This window comes from Streptomyces sp. NPDC007905, assembly GCF_042959345.1.
Taxonomy (GTDB): Bacteria; Actinomycetota; Actinomycetes; order Streptomycetales; family Streptomycetaceae; genus Streptomyces.
In genome coordinates this window covers 1-18,395 of sequence record NZ_JBIBKS010000026.1, presented here as the reverse complement: position 1 = coordinate 18,395, position 18,395 = coordinate 1, and the positions used below count along the sequence as shown (strand labels likewise).

The following is an 18,395-nucleotide window of genomic DNA, read 5'->3' as shown; positions in this document are numbered from 1 at the left end:
TCGACCAGGCCCGGGCCGAGGTAGCTGAGTGATGCGGTGTCAGCCTGATGATGGGAATTCTTTCGTGGATCCCCATCAGCCGCATTCCACAGTGCGTCGTCACGGGCATGGCGGTAGATAGCGCAGCGTGCCCACGTATTGCTGCCATTGCTTCCGTGTCAGACGGGGCGTGACGGCGGTGCAGATCCGCTGGATGGCTCGCTCGGCATCGGTCTCCCAGAAGAGGGTTGCGCTCTGACCGCCGGTGGCCAAGGTGTGGCCGTCGGGACTGAATGCCAGCGTATGAACGCCCGTGGTAGCGACTCGCAGGGGGGCGGTCAGGGGCCTGAGGTGGTGACCGGTGAGGTCCCACAGCCGCCAGGTGTCGTCATCGGCAGCTGTGGCCAGCACCTGGCCGTCAGGGCTGAACGCCGCGGCCACGGCGGTGGTCCCGAGGGCGCCCCCGACGTCCCGGGGGTGCGCGGGGTCGTGTACGTCCCACAATCTGACGTGACTGCCCTCCTCGGCATTGCCCACGGCGAGGAGGCGGCCGTCAGGGCTGAAGACCGGGCTGCTCCCCTCGAAGGAGCGGCCGATCCGCCGCGGGTGCGCGGGGTCACCCAGGTCCCACAGGCTCGCCCTGTTGGTGTCACTGGTCACTGCCAGCACGTGCCCGTGAGGGCTGAACGCAAGGTGCTCGATGACGCCGTCCGAAGGGTCGGAGGGAAATCCGGGGAGGCGCCGCGGGTGCGCCAGGTCATGCAGATCCCACAGTTGCACCGGGTTGTCTGCGCTGTCATCGAGGTGGCCGGTGACGACAGCAGCCAGGATGTGACCGTCAAAGCTGATGGTGAGCGTGCCGATGCCTGTGGGGGCGGGCAGCGGTGTGGTCAGGGGGGTGGGGGTCAGGGGGGCGGTGACGTCCCACAGACGTAGCGTGCCGGCGTCGGTTGCCGTTGCCAGGACCGGGCCGGCCGGGCTGAAGGCCAGCGCCCCGATGTGGTCCTCCGGGACCACGGCGGCGTTGTTCACCCGTCGGGGATCGGTGGGATCGCGCATGTCCCACAGCCGGAGGATGCTGTCCTCACCTTGCGTGACCAGCACTTGTCCGTCGGGGCTGAAGACCACTTCGGAACTGCCGGAGTAGGCCAGCTTGGTGAACGGCAGAGCCCAGATCTGAAGCTTGTCGCCGTTCCCTACGGCCAGATGCCGCCTGTCGGGGTCGAGTGCCATCGAGAACGCCTCTTGCCTCGAGTGGCCAAGGGGTCGGCCCAACGGAACAGGGTTCGCGGGATCGGTGATGTTCCACAGGCGGACGGCGTCCTCCTGGGCGAGAGCGAGGATGTTGCCGTCGGGGCTGAACATCGCGTCCGTGCTGGTGGCGTCGTCTGACAGGGGGGTATCGATCCGGTGGGCGTTCGACGGGTTCCGCACGTTCCAGAGGGCGACTGTGGCGGTGTCGCTCACGGTGGCCATCGTGCTTCCATCAGGACTGAACGCGATCGACATGGCGTCGCTACTGAACCGATGGCCGACGCGCCGGGGGTGGTCTGGATGACGGGTGTCCCACAGCCGCAGGGTGAAGTCGTCTCCCGCGGCGGCCAGGAGGTGCCCATGGGGGCTGAACGCCACGATGGTCCCCGGCAGCGGACGGCCCATCACCCGCGGGCGTGCAGGGGCGCGGATGTCCCACAACTGGACCTTGTTGTCATCGGTCGCGGTGGCCAAGACGTGCCCGTCGGGGCTGAACGTCAGGGCCACGGTCCCGACAGCTCGGGCGGTGTTGAAGGGGGAGCCCAGCAACCGGGGTCGAGCGGGATCAGTGACGTCCCACAACCGAGCGGCGCCTGTATCGCCCTGGGCGGCAGTGGCCAGGAGGTGCCCACGGGGGCTGAACGCCATGGTCGTACCCGGCAGGGGGCGGCCCACGCGCTGCGGGTGGGCGGAGCCGCGAACATCCCATAACCGGATCCGGTCATCGGATCCCACCGAGCCCAGGACCTGGCCGTCAGGGCTGTAGCCCACCTGGTAGACGGCAGCGCCGGCACCATGAACGGTACTGGCCAACGGGGTGGTGGCGGCGCTGATCAATCGCGTGTAGGTCTGCGGTGATCGGCGCAGGCGGTAGGCGGTGATGTCGAGCTGTGCGGCCAGCGACACATCCTGACTTTCAGGGGGCACATCCGTACCGCGCAGCTGGTCGGCTTCGGCTGTGATTTGCCGGGATACGGCGGTGTCGCGTTGTCTGTGGGCCGTGGTGCGTTGCTGGAACGCGGTGACGGCAGCGCCTACGGCGATCAGGGCCAGGACGGACAGGGCTGCGACGAGCGACTGCAGCCGCCGCGTGGTACGGGCGGCTGCGCGCTGGTCACGCAGGCGTGCGTCGACGCTGGCGGCCAGGAACGCCTGCTCCAGCTCGGTGAGGTAGCGGCTGCGGTCGGCGGCGGGGAAGGCTTCCTCGGCTGTGGCAAGGCGGGTGCCGCGGTACAGGGCACCGGAGTCGCGGCCCACATCGTCCCAGCCGGTGGCAGCGGACGTGAGCTGCCTGTGCAGGCGCAGGCGGTCGCGTTCGGCGTCGATCCAGCCACGCAGGCGGGGCCAGGCGGTGATGAGGGCTTCGTGGGCGAGGTCCACGGCGTCGCCGTTGAGGGTGAGCAGCCTTGCGCGGGCGAGGTGTTCCAGGACGGTGATGGCATCGTTCGGATCGCCCAGTTCGAGTTCGGCGCGCGGGGTGGGGCGTCGGGTGTCGGCAGTGCCGTCGCCGGGCGTGATCAGACGGAGCATGATGCGCCGGGCAAGGTCGGCCTGAGCGACGGTGAGAGCGGTGTAGAGGTCTTCTGCGGTGCGGGCGATGGCGCCGTGGAGGCCGCCGGCCGCCTCGTAGGTCTCGACGGTGAGGGCGCGGCCCTTGCGGCGGTGCCAGGTCTCCCGCAGGGCGTGGGACATCATCGGCAGCGCGCCGGGTTCGCCGTCGACCTCGTCAAGAATCCTTGTGGTCAGGGCGCGCTCCACGATCGTCCCCCGGCTCTGAGCGGGTTTGACGATGGCCTCACGCAGCTCGTCGCGGCTCATCGGTCCGGCCAGCACGGTGCCGTCCTGCAACGCAGCCGTCAGTCCAGGGTGTTCCGCACAGTGGCCGAGGAAGTCCGCGCGTACGGCGAGGACGACGCGCAGCCTGCTGGCGGGATCGATGGCGGTGAGGAGGCGGTCGATGAACTCGTTGCGTTCGGCGGAGTCGGTGCACAGGGTGTAGAGCTCCTCGAACTGGTCGACGATCAGCCAGGTGTCGCCGTCGGTGTCCTTCGGTATCAGACGCTGCTCGTGGGTGCGCAGGGGATGTTCGCCCGGGGTCAGGACGCGCAGCGCCGCCGGCTGCTCAGCGGCCGGGTCCGGGGTGCGCAGACGGGGGATGAGGCCGGCACGCAGCAGGGAGGACTTGCCGCTGCCGGAGGGGCCGAAGACGGCGGTGAAGCGGCGGCTGCGGGTCAGCTCGAGGAGGCGGTCGGTGAGCTGGGTACGGCCGAAGAACAGGTCGGCGTCGCCGGGTTCGAAGCGGGCCAGGCCCCGGTAGGGCGGCTCGGCGTTCTCGTCGTCGGTGCGTGGCTCGGCCGCCACTTCCGCGGCCGCCTGGCGCCAGAGCTCCTCCCACTCCCCCGTAACACCGTCGCAGGCGCGGACGTAGGCCAGGACGACCGGCAGGGTCGGCAGCCGCTCCCCGGCCGCGGCCTGCGACAGGGTGCTCGCCCCCTGCCCGGAGCGCTCGGCCATCACCCGGTACGTCGGACTGCCCGCCTCCCTGCGGAGCTTGCGTAACTGGGCCGCGAACCGCTGAACCGGTCCCGCACTCGGATCCAGCGCACTCTCCGGACGCCCGGGCATCACACCTCCACCGCCGGCCCGCCTCCCCCGTGGACACGGCCCGATGGTCCGGCACGCTACAAACGCCCGCGGCACGAGAGCAAACCAGACGTCCCCTTTGCATGGTCAGCGGCCCACGCTGCGCCCATGACCTGCGATGCGGCCATTGATCACAGTGGCAGCACCGGCTGTCCATTCAATTCACGGACGGCTGAACTCGATGGTGCAAGGCGGTCCCGGGCTCCAGCGCCTACCGCCGGAATCGTCGACGGACCTCCGGCACAAGCACCTGGCCAGGCGACCCACCACCCGAAGAAATGACAAGGAGTCAGCGTTCATGACCGAGAACGAGCAGGCCCCTCCGTACCCGGAGGGCGGCGCCGGCATCTTCGACGTCGACCCCGACCAGGCCGGAGTCAGCCAGGACCCCGACCACGAGGTCACCTCCGATCTCGACGCCCTCCCCGACGACATGGAGCTCTGAGACCTGCCATGGGAACCGCACAGGGAATGATCGCCGCCGCACGCAAGCTGCTGGGCACCACCGAGCACCCGCCCGGCTCGAACCACAACCTCATCACCACCTGGTACGGCTTCTCCGGACCGTGGTGCGACATGTCCATCAGCTACGAGGCCGCCCACTCCGGCAACCTCACAGCCGTGATGGGCAAGTTCGCCCTCACCACCGCCCACGCCCGCGCCTTCCAGAACCGGGGCCGCTGGCACTACGGCATCGGCGGCATCCGCCCCGGCGACGTCGTCTTCTTCGACTTCTCCGGCGGCCGCTCCATCAGCTCCATCAAGCACGTCGGCCTGGTCGAGGCCGTCCACTCCAACGGCACCATCACCACCCTGGAGGGCAACACCTCCGACGCGTTCCGCCGCCGGGTCCGAGGCCGCGCCTGCGTGGTCGGCTACGGCCGCCCCGCCTACGACAACGCCGCCCCGATGCCGAGCCACGACGGCATCCTGCGCCTGGGCTCGACCGGCAACGCCGTCAAGGCCCTGCAGAAGAACCTCAACACCGTACAGAAGGCCGGCCTCACCGTCGACGGCCAGTTCGGCCCCGCCACCGGCAAGGCCGTCCGTACCTTCCAGACCAAGCACAAGCTGACCGTGGACGGCGAGTACGGCCCGCACACCGCCGCCGTCATGAAGGCAGCCCTCGCCGGCCACACCAGCGTGATCAAGCCGAAGGCCCTCGTCGCCCCGCCCGCCCTGCTGGTCGTCGACGGGCAGTTCGGACCGGCCACCTGCGCAGCCCTGCAGCGGGTGCTGAACACCAAGACATCCGCCGGGCTGGAAGTCGACGGCGCCTTCGGACCACTGACTGTCACAGCCCTTCAGACCTACCTGCACGTGACCGCCGACGGCATCACCGGACCCGACACCACCACCGCCCTCAACAAGCACCTCGGACTCACCCCCCAGGACATCTGGGACACCAACACCACCAGCCAACTCCAGAAGGCCCTCAACGCAAACACCTTCTGACCAGACCCGGTGCCGGGCACCCCACCAGGCGCCCGGCACCGGCCGTCCCAGACGGTTCGGATCACGGAAAGAACACGCCGCATACCAGCCTCCGCCAAGCCGTCTCTGCCTGACACGCCCGAGCTGCTGGCCGGGCCGGGCGCCCCACGGGGGTGGACGCTCGGCCACCCAACCGCTTCAAGCCCTGAGCGGTGGTCGTCCCATAGCAACGGGCAGACGGCGACGGGCCGCACGGGATCCTCCGCGCGGCCCGTCACCACGTCAGGACAAGGTTGCGTGATGAGCCACGCGAAGGGCCACTGCCGCCCCTCGGTCACGTTGTCGCGGGTCATCGATGCATCTTCCATGATCGGGAGTTACACCGAACGTTTTACAGTGCCTACTAGACCCCGCCTCGGGCCCCGCCTCGCTGACCCGGGCGGACGTCGCCTCACTTGTGGGAGGCGCAGTCGTAGAGGGTGAAGCTGCCGTCGGTGCGGAGGCCGTATGCGGTGGGTCGGATGCGATGGCAGTGGGAGTGCACCCAGCTGGTGGCAGCAGTGGTGGGACGCTGGCTGGTGAGCAGCGCGTAGCGCACCTCGTGGGCGGTGACGAGTCCGCCTAGCTGCTGGGCGGTCGGGAAAGGAGTGCTGCCGGTGAACCCGCCCATGACGAGGATGGGCTCGGACTTCGCGCGCAGCAGGGGCTCGGCAGTGTAGGCGGCCTGGGTGGCGAGCAGGTACTTCTCGCCGTGGCGGTGCGTGGTGAGGTAGTCGAGCAGGGCGGTGTCGCGGGTGCTGGGCCGGCTCAGCCCTCTTCTGCGCGGAGCGTGACGCTGGTGCTCGTAGTACGACTTGCCGACCGGACCGGCCATCGGCGAGGTCGCGGCGCCCGCGTAGAGCGGGTCGAGGGTGGAGAAGGCCCAGCCGGCCGGTACGACCAGGATGGCCGCGATCCCGGCGGCGAGGGCGGCGTCGACCTTCCGTGGGGAGGTGCGCGGTCCGCGGCTCCACAGGCCCACCACGCCGGTCAGGGCGAGCATCACGGCGACGGGCAGCAGCCAAGAGACGAAATGGGTCGGCCAGTCGATCACCAGCGCCCAGGCCGCTGTCAAGGCGATCGCCGCGGGCAGCGCCATGTACCGCCGGCCGGTCGCTTCGTGGCCGGGCTCGTGCAGTGCCTCGTACTCCGATCGGAAGAGTGCGAGTCCGCCACCGGCGAGTGCGGCGATGGCGGGGGCGATGACGGCCGTGTAGTAGGCGTGGTTGCCGTTGGAGATGCCGAAGATCACGGTGTGCACGGCAAGCCAGCCACCCCACATCACAAATCCCGCGCGGGTGAGGTCGGTTCGCGGCCGGCCGGCCTGCCAGACGACGCCCAGCACCGCGGCGAGCACGGCGAGCGGCAGCAGCCAGGAGACCTGCGGACCGACCGTGTCGTTGATCAGCATGTCCCAGCCGGTGTTGCCGGTGGTGCGGCTGGCGGCGGTGCCCGCGACGGCGCCGAACGCGGTGGGATCGCTGCTGAAGCGGCTCAGGCCGTTGTAGCCGAAGACCAGGGCGAACGGATTGTTGTCGGAGGTCCCGTCGAGGTAGGGGCGGTCGGCTGCCGGTGTCACCCAGACGATGAGCATCCAGGAGCAGGAGACCGCCAGGGCGACCGCTCCGCTCAGCAGGACCCGTACAGCGCGCTTCAATGCCGTTCCTGGTGCCACGAGTTGGTACACGGCGGCGAAGACCGGCAGCACCAGCCACGCCTGCAGCATCTTCGCCTGGAAGGCGAGCCCGACCCAGACCCCGCAGGTGATCAGTGGCAGCAGCCGCTCCGTGCGGACCGCCTTCTGCAGCGCTCCGGCGGCCGCCACCAGGAGCAGGGTGAGGGTGGTGTCCGGGATGGTGGCGCGGTTGAGCGCCACGGTGACCGGGGTGAGGGTGAGCACGAGCGCGGCGGTCAGCGCGGCGAAGGGGCCGGCCCAGGCTCGCACGACACGGTGCAGCAGCCACACGGTGAGCACGCCCTCGACGACCTGCGGAAGCGCGGCCGCCCAGGTGTGCTCGCCGAACAGCCAGACGGAGACGGCGTCGGGCCAGAAGGCGCCGGGCAGCTTGTCGATGGTGATCGAACCCGCGGTGTCGAGCCCGCCGAAGAAGAACGCGCGCCAACTGCCGGCCATCGAGCGTATCGCCGCACCGTAGAACGGGTGGAGCGCGGCATGCCCGATGCCCCAGGAGTACAGCACCGTGGCGACGGCGAGCACCGCGGTGAGCGCGGGGCGCTCCCAGCGCGGGGCGGCTTCCGGCTCGTCGGTACGTCGGCTCGCCGCCCGGCGGCCGCGCCGCGATCCGGTGGACTGGGCGGCGGGGATGGCTGTCATGACAGTGGTCCTCGGGTCAGCAGTTCAGGTGGAGCGGCCGTGCACACGCGGCACGGTCACAGGCGGCGGGCCGCCCGGAAACCGCGGGCGTAGAAGTCGGTGCCGTCCAGCAGTGAGCGGCCGGACAGGTCGCCCATGGTCGGGCCGTTGGCGGCGGAGCGGCTGGAGTAGAAGCGGTGCCGGCCCTGGTCGTCGAGGCCCATGTACATGCCGCAGTGGTCGATGAAGTTCGGCCGGTCCTTGATGATGGCGAAGAAGACCAGGTCGCCGGGTTGCAGCGCGTCCAGATCGGTGGGCTGCGCGCCGGTGTCGGGGATCACCAGGCGGCCGGGGCCGTAGGCGGCGATGGCGAACGCGCGGCGCGGCAGCCCGTTGCCGCGGGCGTTGGTGTTGTGCAGGGGGATGCCCATGCGGTAGCCCCACACCAGACGCTGGAAGCCGGAACAGTCGACGTCGCCGTAGCGGGCCTTCTCGGGCTGCACGCGGGTGCCGTCCGGGAAGGTCCAGTCGATGCCCAGATAGTCGTAGAAGTCGGACTGCTCGTCGTGGTAGGCGAAGTCCAGCGGGTTGTTGACCGCGGCGTTGCGCGGGCCGAAGTGCGCGGTGCCCGCGTAGCGGACACCGGCGCCGTTGTGCTTGTCGGGCGCGCCGGCGCTGCTGTACTGGAACGCCACGGCGAAGACGTCCGGGCTGCTGTCACCGAGGGTCTTGCGGAACCAGGTGGTGAACCAGGCGGACTTCTCCATGCCCTGCTGCCACGCGTGCGGAAGCACGCGGACCCAGGCGTCCGTTGTCACCTTGGCCTCGGTCGTCCGCGGCTCACCGAAGGTGCGGCTGGGACCGGTGAGCACGGCCGTACGGGCTCCGTCGGTGAACGTGGCGAGCGTGCCGCCGTCACCGGCGCGGACCACGGTGCGGTCGGGGGCGGACAGCCGCTCGAAGGTGTGGGGCCCGTGGAGCCGGGCGCTCGAGCCGGAGTTCTTGCCGTCGGCGTCCGTAGCACCCCCGCCGTCGCCGTGCCCGAGGCGTTCCCAGGCGTATCCGCCCGCCACGCCTGCGGCCGCCACGCCTGCGATGGTCCGGAAAACGGCACGGCGAGTCGGGCGGCTCCGCCTGCCGACGGGTTCGTGGCGCATGGCCGGTCCTCCTGGAAGTGTGAGACGAGCGGGTGGGTGGTGGACAGGTGCGGGTACGGGTCAGCCGGTGGGCAGGACGCCGATCAGAAGACCGGAGACCAGCACCACGTACGTCGCCAGGGTCACCGCCGTGGTCGAGATGACCGTGGCCGCCAACGGCTGGCGGGACATCTGGTAGGAGACCAGGCCCGGGACGATGAAGCCAAGGGTCTGAGACGTGTACAACAGCGGGAACTCGTGGCTGAGGGCGAGCATCACGGTGGTCTGCAGCAGGACCGCGCACAGCACGACGGCGGCGAACAGCCTCTTGCCGTAGAGGATGACCGTGCGCTGGAGCAGCTTCGTCATGAAGTACGTCGCCGCCGCCACCGCCACCATCAGCCCGGCCATGCGCACGTCGGTGACGAGCGTGAGGGCGATCCAGCCAGGGGTGATCATCCCTCCGGGAGAGAGGTTGGTGGTCAGGTAGCAGACGAGGGAGAAGACCAGTCCGAGGGCGATCCCGAGTGCGGCGGTCTGTGCGTTGAGGTGGGCGGGGATCACGGGTTCCTCGTGAACTGGTACGGATCATGGGAGTGGTGCGGGTCGTCCGCTGTGCTGCGGTCGTCGGGCGGCCAGTCCTGGCGTTCGGCTGACCGCCGGTCCGGGTCGCGTTGCAACGGGATACGGAAGGCGTACGTGGGTGTCTCGAGCGGCGCCACCCAGCTGTACGGCTCCGGCTCGGGTGGCCGGGCCACCGAGATCCGCGGCCGCGGGATGGCGATCTGCATGGTTTCCTGGTCCAGGCCGTCGCCGTCGGGAACGACGTCGAGCGGGTCAGCGGAGTCGTCCAGCGGCAGCTCGGCCAGACACTCCAGGAACAGCTCGCCCTGGCCGTGGATGTTGCCGATCGCCACCAGCGAGGCGACGGGGTCGAGTTCCGCGAGGATCGCCGCGGTCAGCTCCGCGGGGTCCCGGCGGTCGCCGCCGAGATCCACCACCCTGCCGGTGAAGCCCTCCGGAATCGCGTCGCGGGCGCTCTTGGTCGGGTGGCCGATCAGGAACACCGTCTCTGCGGCGAGATCGGGCACGATCGTGCCCATCTGGCCGTTGCGCTCCACCCGGTCGGGGCGGCAGTTGATGATCACGCTGAGCGGCCGCCGGATCGCGCCCAGATCCTCCAGCTGCTTGACGTTCATCAGCGTCGACTCGGGGTCGTTGGCCGCGAAGACGTTGGCGAACCGCAGCCGCTTGCCGTCGGGGGTGACATAGCGCTCCACGGACAGCACGCCCGGGTCGGGCGGCGCGTCCCACATGCCCTGCATCGCGGTCTGCCGCTCCACACCGAGCAGTTCGGCAACGGCGAGCGCGATCGCCACGTTCTCCTTGAACGTGAACCAGCTGAAGCCCCGCAGTTCGGCGTCGGTCACCGTCTCGGGATCGACCGCGATCAGCCGGCAGTTCCGCTTGTCGGCCTCCTCCTGGAGGATGTGCAGCCGGTCCTTCTCCGCCGTCACACACACCCCACCCACCGGCATCGACCGGGAGAGCGAGCGCGCGACGTCGTCGAGCGTGGGCCCCATCTCCTCCAGATGGTCTTCGCGGACATTGCACAGCACGCCGATCGTGGAGCGGATCAGCTTCTCCTGATTGATCTCCTGCAGCGCGGGCATGACCGCCATGCACTCGATCACCAGCGCGTCCGGCCGGTAGGTCGCCGCCCGTCGTACGATGCCGATCTGCTCGACGATGTTGGAGATGTTGAACTTCCGGTACACCGGCTCCTCGGTGGCATCCGGATGGATGAACCGGGCCGCGGTACCGGTGGTCTTGGCAACTGTGACCAAGCCGCCGCCGCGCAGCGCTCCCGCGCACAGCCGGGTGATCGAACTCTTGCCGCGGATGCCGTTGACCAGCACCCGCGTGGGTATCTGCTCCAGCGAGGCGAAGTGCCGGCGCTGCTCCAGGATTCCGGCGATCCACAGCCCGGCGCAGCACAGCAGGACTATGACATAGAGGAAGAGCATGTCGGTTTCCGTCCTTCTACCGCTGAGGAGTGTGCTCACGCAGGGACCCTGGGGGGCGCGCGGTGTGGCCGGACCTGGCCGCCCGATCGCGTTCCGCCAGGGCCTGACGCACCAGTTCCAGGCTGCGGGTGACCGAGCCGATCTCGTCGTGGTTGACCGGATGCAGCACGGTGCGGCGGTCTCCCCCGGCGAGCCGCTCGACGAGGACGGCCACCGCGCGCAGCGGCCGGATCACCACGACGTGCAGCCAGCCCAGGCAGGCCGCACCGACGGCGAGGGCCAGGATGCCGGCGAGCATGGTGCGCTGCTGGGCCTGCACCGCGGGGATCTGGAGCGCAGCGGCGGGCTCCGAGGTCACCAGGTGCCATCCGAGATGGGCCGTCGGGCCGCTCTTGGCCAGCGGCGCGGCGGCGTCCACCGATGGGCCGGACGACGTGAGGTGCACCGCCGAGGTCGCGCTGCCCGCGGTCCCCGGGGCGCCCTGGGTGGCGCGGGCGAGACGCGTCAGGGCCAGGTCGGGCAGCGGCTCGAAGGCCTCGTAGCCCTCGCTCGCCGCCAGCACCCTGTCGTGGTCGTCCGTCACCCATACAGTTCCCAGTTTCGGCCTGGGCAGGATGGAGTTGAGCGCCTGCACGTCGATCTCACCGAACAGGACCACCCCGGCCGTCGGGACCTTGCCCTTGGCGGCCGGGACCTGCGCGTAAGCGGCGATCGCCGGGATTCGGCCCGATGTGTTGACGTTGGTGATCCCGCCGCCGTGGGGTACGTGGACGAGAGTCCGCAGCGGTGTGCCGCCAACCCTCAGCGTGATGCCCCCGGAGCGGTCCAGCAGGTACAGCGAGCGGTACTGCTTGTGTTCGGCGAGGGTCTGCCGCAGCACCTGGGTCTGAGCGGCCCGGCTCCCGCCCGCCAGAGTCGCGGCCGCGTCGTTCAGTTCGGTGTACGACTGGTCGAGGGACTGCTGGATCCGGTGCGTCGCGAGGACGGTACGCGCCTGCTGGTCCGCGAGGACCGGTGCGGGTACCGCGGTCGCGGTGTCGGCACGGTCCAGGAGGAAGATCATCGGCACCGCCCAGCAGGCCACCACCACGACGCCGGCCACGGCCAGCGCCCGGTAACCCGGTCCGCGCCGGGCCGGGATCTCCTGCGGGCCGCTCTCACCGAGCAGTTGTGTGCGCAGCGAGTCCAGGGCCCGCCCGATCCGGGCCAGTTCCCCGAAGCCGTGCACCGGTACCGGCCGGGACAGCTCCGCCGACGCGGCCGGGCCGCCGGTCGCGCCCCGGGCCAGACGGCCGGCGGACAGGAACAGCCGCAGCAGTGGCTGCTGCACGACGAAGTGCAGCACAAGCCAGAGCAGCAGCGCGACCCCGGCGAGCGCCCCGGCGGCCAGGAACGCGAAGCGCGAGTAGTCGACGGCGGTGGCCGTGGCGGGCACCGTGCGGGAGGTGAGCACCACCAGACCGAGGTCGTCGGTTTCGCCCGGACCGGTCGACGAGGCCACCTGGGCCCAGCCGGTCACGATGCGCCGGCTACCGGTGGCAGCGCCCAGCAGGCTCCCCGAGGCGTCGGTGTCCGACCCCGACTCGTGCGCCGCGCGGGTCACCTTCCCCGGCAGACCGCCGTCGACTGCCGGCGACGCCGCGCCGTGGACCGCGGTGGCGAGCACGGTGCCGTCGGCGTCCAGCATCTCGGCCTTGCGTCCGTCGCCGTACGCCGCGAGGGCGGGGAGCGCCTCGGAAACCACCAGCAGCCACTGCCGGTCGGCCCCGCCCCGCGCCTGGTACTGGTCCTGGTCGGGATCCTCCTGCTGCGCGGGCAGCGTGACCCGGGCGAAGTAGAGAAGTTCCCGGGTGCCGCTCGCCGTCACCAGCCGGGGCGGGATCTCGCCGTGTCCGGACGCCGTCCTGGCGACGTCGACGCCGGCCAGCGGCACCGTCTTTCCGCCGGTCGCCAGCAGTTTGCCGGTGTGCGCGTCGAGGAGCACACGACCGGCGACCGCCTTGCCGGCGGGGGTCAGCGCCTTGAGCGCGGTCGTGGGAGTCGACGCGCTGGTCGCCGGGTAGGCGCGTGCCTTGCGTCGTACCGCGTTCGCTTCGGCTTCGATCGAGGTACGCATCGACAGCGCGGTGTCCGCGGCGATCTGCTGCTCCCCGTTCAGCACGGCCTGCGGGACACCCGTGGTGGGGACGCCGTCGAGGCAGATGACGGTCAGCGCGGCAACTACCAGAAGAAGCAGGACAAGTGAGGCTATCGGCGGGCGGACCCCACCGAGCAGCGGCATATCGGCGCGGCGACGAATGCGGTGTCGGCGCGGCGCCCGTGGTGCGGAGGGCAGGGGAGCGGGTCCTTCCTCAACTGGCGTCGAGCGCACAGGTATTCCACAATGCGGATACTTTAGCCCCTCGTCATCACATGGCCATCACATTTTCGTGCGACAACCGTACGAGTGAGCAAGATCACGGGGCGGCGGCGCACGTGGGCGGTACCGCCGCCACTGACACGCCGAAGGGTGCCGAAGGGTGCCCCCGTGGAGGGGGCCGGCCCTTCGGCTGTCCGGTCAGCGGACGAAGGAGATCTCCGGATAGCTGCTGTGCGGCCCATCGAGCAGAGTGCTGTGCTTGTGACGCAGCTCCTGATCGAAGAAGGCGGCGAGGTAGACACGCTGGACCTGCACCGCCCGGTCGGGGTCGATCGTGCCGTACTGCTGCTGGATCTGACTCTGGGAGAGCCCGAGCCAGTCGGCCCACTGCGGCACCAACCACTCGTTGTCGCTGAACGACAGGTGCGCCGCGCCGTGCAGCTTGATGTCGACCCTGTAGCCCTTCAGATGTGACCACAGCGTCCGCCACGAGCTGTCGTTGTTGCGGTTGTGGCTACCGGAGCTGAACAGCATGAAGGGGCGGTCCAGGTCCTTGCTCGGCGCCGTCCCGAAGAACTGGCCGTCCAGGTTGGCGCCGGCGGCGATGCGGTGGTCGAGTTGCATCGCGGTGTCCACCGCCGCGCCGCCCAACGACCAGCCGAACATCCCGATACGGGAGGTGTCCACCGACTGCGACAGCCCGGAGGGGAGCGTCGCGTGGCCCACGTCCGGGTTGCCGCCCCTGCTGATCGTGCCGAGCGCGTTGATCACGAACCGCACGTCGGCCGCTCGCACCTTGAGCGTGTCGGAGGAATGGGAGCCCGCCGGCATCGTGTTGACCTCGAGCCGGTTGCCGGGGAACTGCACCTCGTTGGCGTCGTGGGTGTGGTCGACCGTGACGACCAGGTAGCCGCGGCTGGCGAGGTCCTGGGCGAGCGCGGTGCCCATCGCGCGGTCCGAGTGCAACCCGGTCGAGTAGAGCAGGACGGGCAGCTTGCCGATCTTGGTGTTCACCGGGGCGAGTACATGGCCCGCGGTCTTCGGGAGGGTCACCTCCTGCGGCGACAACCCGCGCGAGGCGAGGAAGTGGTCACCGGAGATTGACGGCATCCAGGGCGCCTGATAGTGCCCGGACGTGGAAGTGGCCGGGTACCAGAGCGACACCATCAACTCGCGGGGCTTGTTGCCGGGTACGTACGGATCCGTACGGGACTTGTCGAGCAGGTGCAGGCCGACCATGCCCACGCTGTACGGCCCGGTCGGCGCGGGCATGGTGAGCTGCTGGGCGGAGGGGGCCGTGCGGGCGGACGAGAGCGCCTCAGGGTGCACGGGCTTGTGGTGCAGGGGCACCTCGTCGTTCTCGGGTGCCCAGGGCACGTCCGGGTCGGGCTCGTCGGCAGAGAACCCGGCGGCCGAAGGCTTGCCGGACGTCGTCCCGGCGGCCATGGCCGGCGAACTACCCATGGCCAGCGCGACGGCCAGCGCACCCGCCGGGCCGACCGCCCTGGAGATCAGGCTGCGACGGTGGCGCGGGCGGCGATGTTTCATGAACTCCCCCTTGCTGGTCAGCGATCACGGAACGCGCGATCGACTGCCGCACACCGTACCGCCACGACGGCGTGCGTATTCACCCGCCCGTGTACCGTCGCAGCGATCTTCACGCGCCGGATGCCTGGAGCTGCCCGCAACGCGCCTTGTCTCAAGACGGCGGCCCACCACTTCCCCAGTCGCCGGTGCCCCAGCAGCCGATCACCGTCGCTCTGCCGACTGCTGCGAGGCTGCCACTGCCTCACCGGGCCGCCGACCTGGAAGTACGAGGTAAGGATGAGGTAAGCTTTCCCCTGCAAACCTCGAGGAAAGCACTTTGTACTTTGCCAGGCGTTCGAGAAGGATCGCGGGTGCTCGCGACTGCCGTCCCGATTCGCGGAGTTGTGGCGACCTACCGGGTCGCTGCCAATCGCCGCGTGGATTGAGTACTCCACAGGCGGGGCGGCGGCGCCAGCTCTGTTGCTGGCCGCAGCAATCTACGCGGCTGGTATCCGAGGAGAGGTACAAAGACTGTGAGGCCCTACTTCTACCTGGCACCCACCTATGCCTGGCACCAGTAGACCAAATCGAGAGCGCCACCCCAGGCTGTCTGCGGTCGCGTCTCTCCGCTCTTCGTTCGTCGGTAGAGCCTCGCTCTTCTTCGGAGTCGTCGGCATCTGTGTCTGGATTCCCGGGACTGCTGTCTGGTTCTTCCGAGGGCATGTTGGCGAGGTAGACGTGCTGATGCGCATCCTGTGCCCACTGATGGAGGGCGTAGCGATATTGCTTGTCTATCTCCATCGCCGACGGGCTATGCCGCGCCAAACATGGCCGCACAGGGTCAACGAATGGACGGCCCGCCGAAAGTCTCACCTTCGGCGGGCCGCAAGCACCACTTCACCCTGCTCTACACCAGCCAGACTTGCCGCCCGCCCCTGACCTCCGCACGACCGCGGCCCTTCCCCCGCAACCAGGGGGCGGGCCGTTCCGCGTTCGATTCCGCTCATGGGGTCACTCGTCTCCACAGCAGGCCGCGCACCGGCCCAGCTTTCCCTGCCCGCATACAGGAGGCCCAGCCGGGCCAAGCCAGCAGTTTTACGGTTTGGGCGCTGCGACTGCGAGGGGTGAGTCGTGCCGCCAAAAAACGGCCCTCCCGCCCCCAGCGCCCGGGCGTGGTCGAGTCCCGGCCAAGAGACACCCCTGCCCATGCCGCTTCATCGGCGCATCCACCGCTCGTCCCGCTTCCCGGCCTCACCGCGTGCCGGCACCGGCGCACCCGCTCAAGCCCCGTACCCGCGTGAGCTGAACCCCGCTGTTGCCGCGCTTACCGGTCCTGCTCCCACGGTCCTTCCCCGCCCACCCGGCCGGCCGGCGAAGAAGCAGTCGGCACGGCAGATGGGAACACCGACCCCCGCCGATGTCCTCAGCGTCTCACCGCCTACCGTGCGCGAGCTCGTTACAAATCCGGTCCTCCACGCTCTGCTTTTCTCGGTGCGGGATGCCACATGCCAGGGCGTACCAGCGGGGAGGAGTCGTCACCGCTCCCCCGCTGCGGGCCCGCACCGTGGCGTGGCGGCCGGCAAGGGCCGCAACGTGGAGGCCCTCGCCCGGCCCCGGCCCTGGGCCTCGCCCGATAGCGGGGCCCAGGGCCGGGGGATGCAGGTTGCGGGCGGGTCAGCCGGGGAGTTCACCGCGCTCGCGCATGACGTCGGTCGGGGCGTTCAGCCGCAGGTCGTCGTTGCTATGGATGGAGAACAGGCTTCTCCTTAGTACTGCAACGGTGCTTACAGTGACTGCTGGCCAGTTCCGTCGTCGGTCTGGTTATGGGTGGGGACCTTGCTGATGGCAGGTTGTGGGCGGGTGAACTGGGCGCAGTGCATGAGCGGTTTCTGCACAGGTTCAGCTGTGGGCCGACCGCTACCGGGCGACCGGTGCCGCCGGTATGGCCAACCGCTCCAGCCGCCCGCACAGCAGTCCTGGGCGGACACCGAGCCGTACCGAGCGACGGATCATCAAGGTGCGTCTCCTGCGCCGCTGGGGTCCGGCCCGCATCGCGCACCTGCTGCACCTGGTCCCCTCGACCGTGCACCGTGTGCTGACCCGCTTCGGCCTGGCCCGCCTGGCGCACCTGGACCGGGCCACCGGCCGCGTCATACGCCGCTACGACCGTGACAAGCCAGGCGAGTTGGTGAACGTGGACATCAAGAAGCTCGGCAACATCGCCGACGACGGCGCCACAAGGCCCTGGGACGGCAGGTGGGACGCAAGTAGCGCTCCGGCGTCGGCTACAGCTACATCCACACCGCCGTCGACGACCACTCCCGCTTGGCCTACAGCGAGATCCACGCGGACGAGAAGAAGGAGACGCCGACAACCGCCGCATCGGGTACATGGCGTGCTGGAACGCGCGGGACCGCCGCACCACGTGGGTGCGGCGGTCCTGTGACGCCCGCAGTACCTGCGGTCAGTCCCTCCGGATCCGTTGCTCGATCCCGAGGAGGTGGAACTCGCCGTATCCGAGCCGTCGGGCGACGGCTTCGCACTCGGCGTACTGCCCCTTTGTGAGGGGCACGTCCATCGCCTCCAGGCCCGCAGAACCAGCCGGAACCCCAGGTCGCAATCGACCCCGGTGATGACCTGTTCGAGTGCCGCCAGGACGGTGGTGCCCGGTACGGGGCGCCAGGACGGGCTGACGGACCGGTCGGCCAGCTCCGGTCCGAGCTCCCGGAGCTGGGCCAGCACGGTCGCGGTCGGTTCTGTGTCCACCGGCCGCGGGACAGGCGTGTACGCGGGAGCGACCTGGGCAGCCGGGCCGTTGCGGAGGTGCCGGTGCCAGCCGCCCTCATCCCGTGGGAGAGGCGCGCTTTCCGGCCAGTACTCGCAGGTAGCGGTGCGGGAGGCCGGTTGGTGGGGGCATGATCGCGGTTGTGTTACGCGAAGACATGCCCTGCTGCGTGCGGTGGGAGATCCTGATGCACGAACGGTTCAGCGGCGTGTGGATCTGCAAGGACTTCGGCCGCGTGACCACCGGCGCGGACCCCACCGAGCTGGGCCAGGCCGTCCTCGCCGCCTACCTCGCCGGCCGGGACAGCCGGGGCGAAACGTTCCGCATCGTCGTCCGCACCGACACCGGCAGCCACTCCGTCATCACTGCCGACCAGCTCGCCGACCCCGCCTGGAAGGCGGACCCAGCCGTCTGCCAGGCACTGCCCGCCTACCTCCGCAACGCCCTCGCCTGACGTGGCGGCCGTGGGGCGGCCTTCTTGGCCGCCCCGGCGGGCTGCCGGTGGCTGGTACTTGCCGGATACCGCAGCGCCCCGCCACCAGCACCGTCGCGCGCGCCCTGAACGCCTACCGCTCGCCTCGACGCGACCGCGGGGTCTGTCCGGCCGGTGCGTCAGGAAAGAGTCGTGCGCAGCGGCCCCGCAGGCAGGAGGAGCAGGGTTCCACTGCTGGGCCTGCGGGGCCGGTGCATGACTCACGTACCCCGCGATGCGTCCGATACGCCCGATCCCTCCCAACCGCCCGCGCAGCTAGTCTTCTTACGCGAGTGGGGTGCGGCCCCCGCCCGCCCGCCCCCCCCCCCCCGCGGCCCCCCCCCCCCCCCCCCCCCGGCCCGGAGGGAAAAAACCGGACCCCCCGCCCCCGGGGGCCCCCCCCGCCCCCCCCCCGACCCCCCCAAC

General features: G+C 70.1%; 10 protein-coding genes and 1 pseudogene. 4 read left to right on the top strand and 7 right to left on the bottom strand.

What is annotated here, in order from left to right:
- Positions 1-99: 99 nt before the first annotated feature.
- Positions 100-3,858: a hypothetical protein gene (locus ACFZDC_RS34510; protein ID WP_391330043.1), complete on the bottom strand. Its 3,759-nt coding sequence runs from the start codon at positions 3,856-3,858 to the stop codon at positions 100-102.
- A gap of 316 nt (positions 3,859-4,174) precedes the next feature.
- Here ACFZDC_RS34510 and ACFZDC_RS34505 point away from each other — a divergent pair, with 316 nt between their 5' ends.
- Positions 4,175-4,321 (top strand): hypothetical protein, encoded by a 147-nt coding sequence (locus ACFZDC_RS34505; RefSeq protein ID WP_391330041.1) that lies wholly within the window; start codon positions 4,175-4,177, stop codon positions 4,319-4,321.
- A gap of 8 nt (positions 4,322-4,329) precedes the next feature.
- A complete protein-coding gene (locus tag ACFZDC_RS34500) occupies positions 4,330-5,331 on the top strand; it encodes a peptidoglycan-binding protein (RefSeq protein WP_391330039.1) in 1,002 nt (333 codons plus the stop codon).
- Between the two features lie 430 nt (positions 5,332-5,761).
- Here ACFZDC_RS34500 and ACFZDC_RS34495 read toward each other — a convergent pair whose 3' ends face one another.
- The 6 genes from ACFZDC_RS34495 to ACFZDC_RS34470 form a co-directional block, all read right to left on the bottom strand.
- A complete protein-coding gene (locus ACFZDC_RS34495; protein WP_391330038.1) occupies positions 5,762-7,684 on the bottom strand; it encodes a glycosyltransferase family 39 protein in 1,923 nt (640 codons plus the stop codon).
- Positions 7,685-7,740: 56 nt separating this feature from the next.
- On the bottom strand, positions 7,741-8,751 hold the full coding sequence (locus ACFZDC_RS34490) for an NlpC/P60 family protein (RefSeq protein WP_391330036.1): 1,011 nt from the start codon (positions 8,749-8,751) through the stop codon (positions 7,741-7,743).
- A 129-nt stretch (positions 8,752-8,880) separates the two neighbouring features.
- Positions 8,881-9,363, bottom strand: a complete 483-nt coding sequence (locus tag ACFZDC_RS34485) for a poly-gamma-glutamate biosynthesis protein PgsC/CapC (RefSeq protein WP_317441179.1) — start codon at positions 9,361-9,363, stop codon at positions 8,881-8,883.
- On the bottom strand, positions 9,360-10,826 hold the full coding sequence (gene pgsB, locus ACFZDC_RS34480; RefSeq protein WP_391330034.1) for a poly-gamma-glutamate synthase PgsB: 1,467 nt from the start codon (positions 10,824-10,826) through the stop codon (positions 9,360-9,362). Before pgsB ends, ACFZDC_RS34485 begins: the two co-directional genes overlap by 4 nt.
- Before the next feature lie 16 nt (positions 10,827-10,842).
- A complete protein-coding gene (locus ACFZDC_RS34475; protein WP_391330032.1) occupies positions 10,843-13,107 on the bottom strand; it encodes a HAMP domain-containing protein in 2,265 nt (754 codons plus the stop codon).
- Positions 13,108-13,383: 276 nt separating this feature from the next.
- Positions 13,384-14,733, bottom strand: coding sequence for a hydrolase (locus ACFZDC_RS34470; RefSeq protein WP_391330030.1), 1,350 nt, complete (start codon positions 14,731-14,733; stop codon positions 13,384-13,386).
- A gap of 1,885 nt (positions 14,734-16,618) precedes the next feature.
- Here ACFZDC_RS34470 and ACFZDC_RS34465 point away from each other — a divergent pair.
- A pseudogene (locus tag ACFZDC_RS34465) lies at positions 16,619-17,106 on the top strand (helix-turn-helix domain-containing protein); the annotation flags it as partial.
- A gap of 578 nt (positions 17,107-17,684) precedes the next feature.
- Entirely contained in the window at positions 17,685-17,951 is a 267-nt protein-coding gene (locus ACFZDC_RS34460; protein ID WP_391330028.1) for a hypothetical protein, read from the top strand.
- Positions 17,952-18,395 lie beyond the last annotated feature (444 nt).

Bases quoted from the DNA above. Each gene is read 5' to 3' on its own strand.
- ACFZDC_RS34510 (WP_391330043.1), bottom strand. From the start codon at position 3,858: ATGCCCGGGCGTCCGGAGAGTGCGCTGGATCCGAGTGCGGGACCGGTT.
- ACFZDC_RS34475 (WP_391330032.1), bottom strand. From the start codon at position 13,107: ATGCCGCTGCTCGGTGGGGTCCGCCCGCCGATAGCCTCACTTGTCCTG.
- ACFZDC_RS34500 (WP_391330039.1), top strand. From the start codon at position 4,330: ATGGGAACCGCACAGGGAATGATCGCCGCCGCACGCAAGCTGCTGGGC.
- ACFZDC_RS34460 (WP_391330028.1), top strand. From the start codon at position 17,685: ATGCACGAACGGTTCAGCGGCGTGTGGATCTGCAAGGACTTCGGCCGC.
- ACFZDC_RS34495 (WP_391330038.1), bottom strand. From the start codon at position 7,684: ATGACAGCCATCCCCGCCGCCCAGTCCACCGGATCGCGGCGCGGCCGC.
- pgsB (WP_391330034.1), bottom strand. From the start codon at position 10,826: ATGCTCTTCCTCTATGTCATAGTCCTGCTGTGCTGCGCCGGGCTGTGG.
- ACFZDC_RS34470 (WP_391330030.1), bottom strand. From the start codon at position 14,733: ATGAAACATCGCCGCCCGCGCCACCGTCGCAGCCTGATCTCCAGGGCG.
- ACFZDC_RS34505 (WP_391330041.1), top strand. From the start codon at position 4,175: ATGACCGAGAACGAGCAGGCCCCTCCGTACCCGGAGGGCGGCGCCGGC.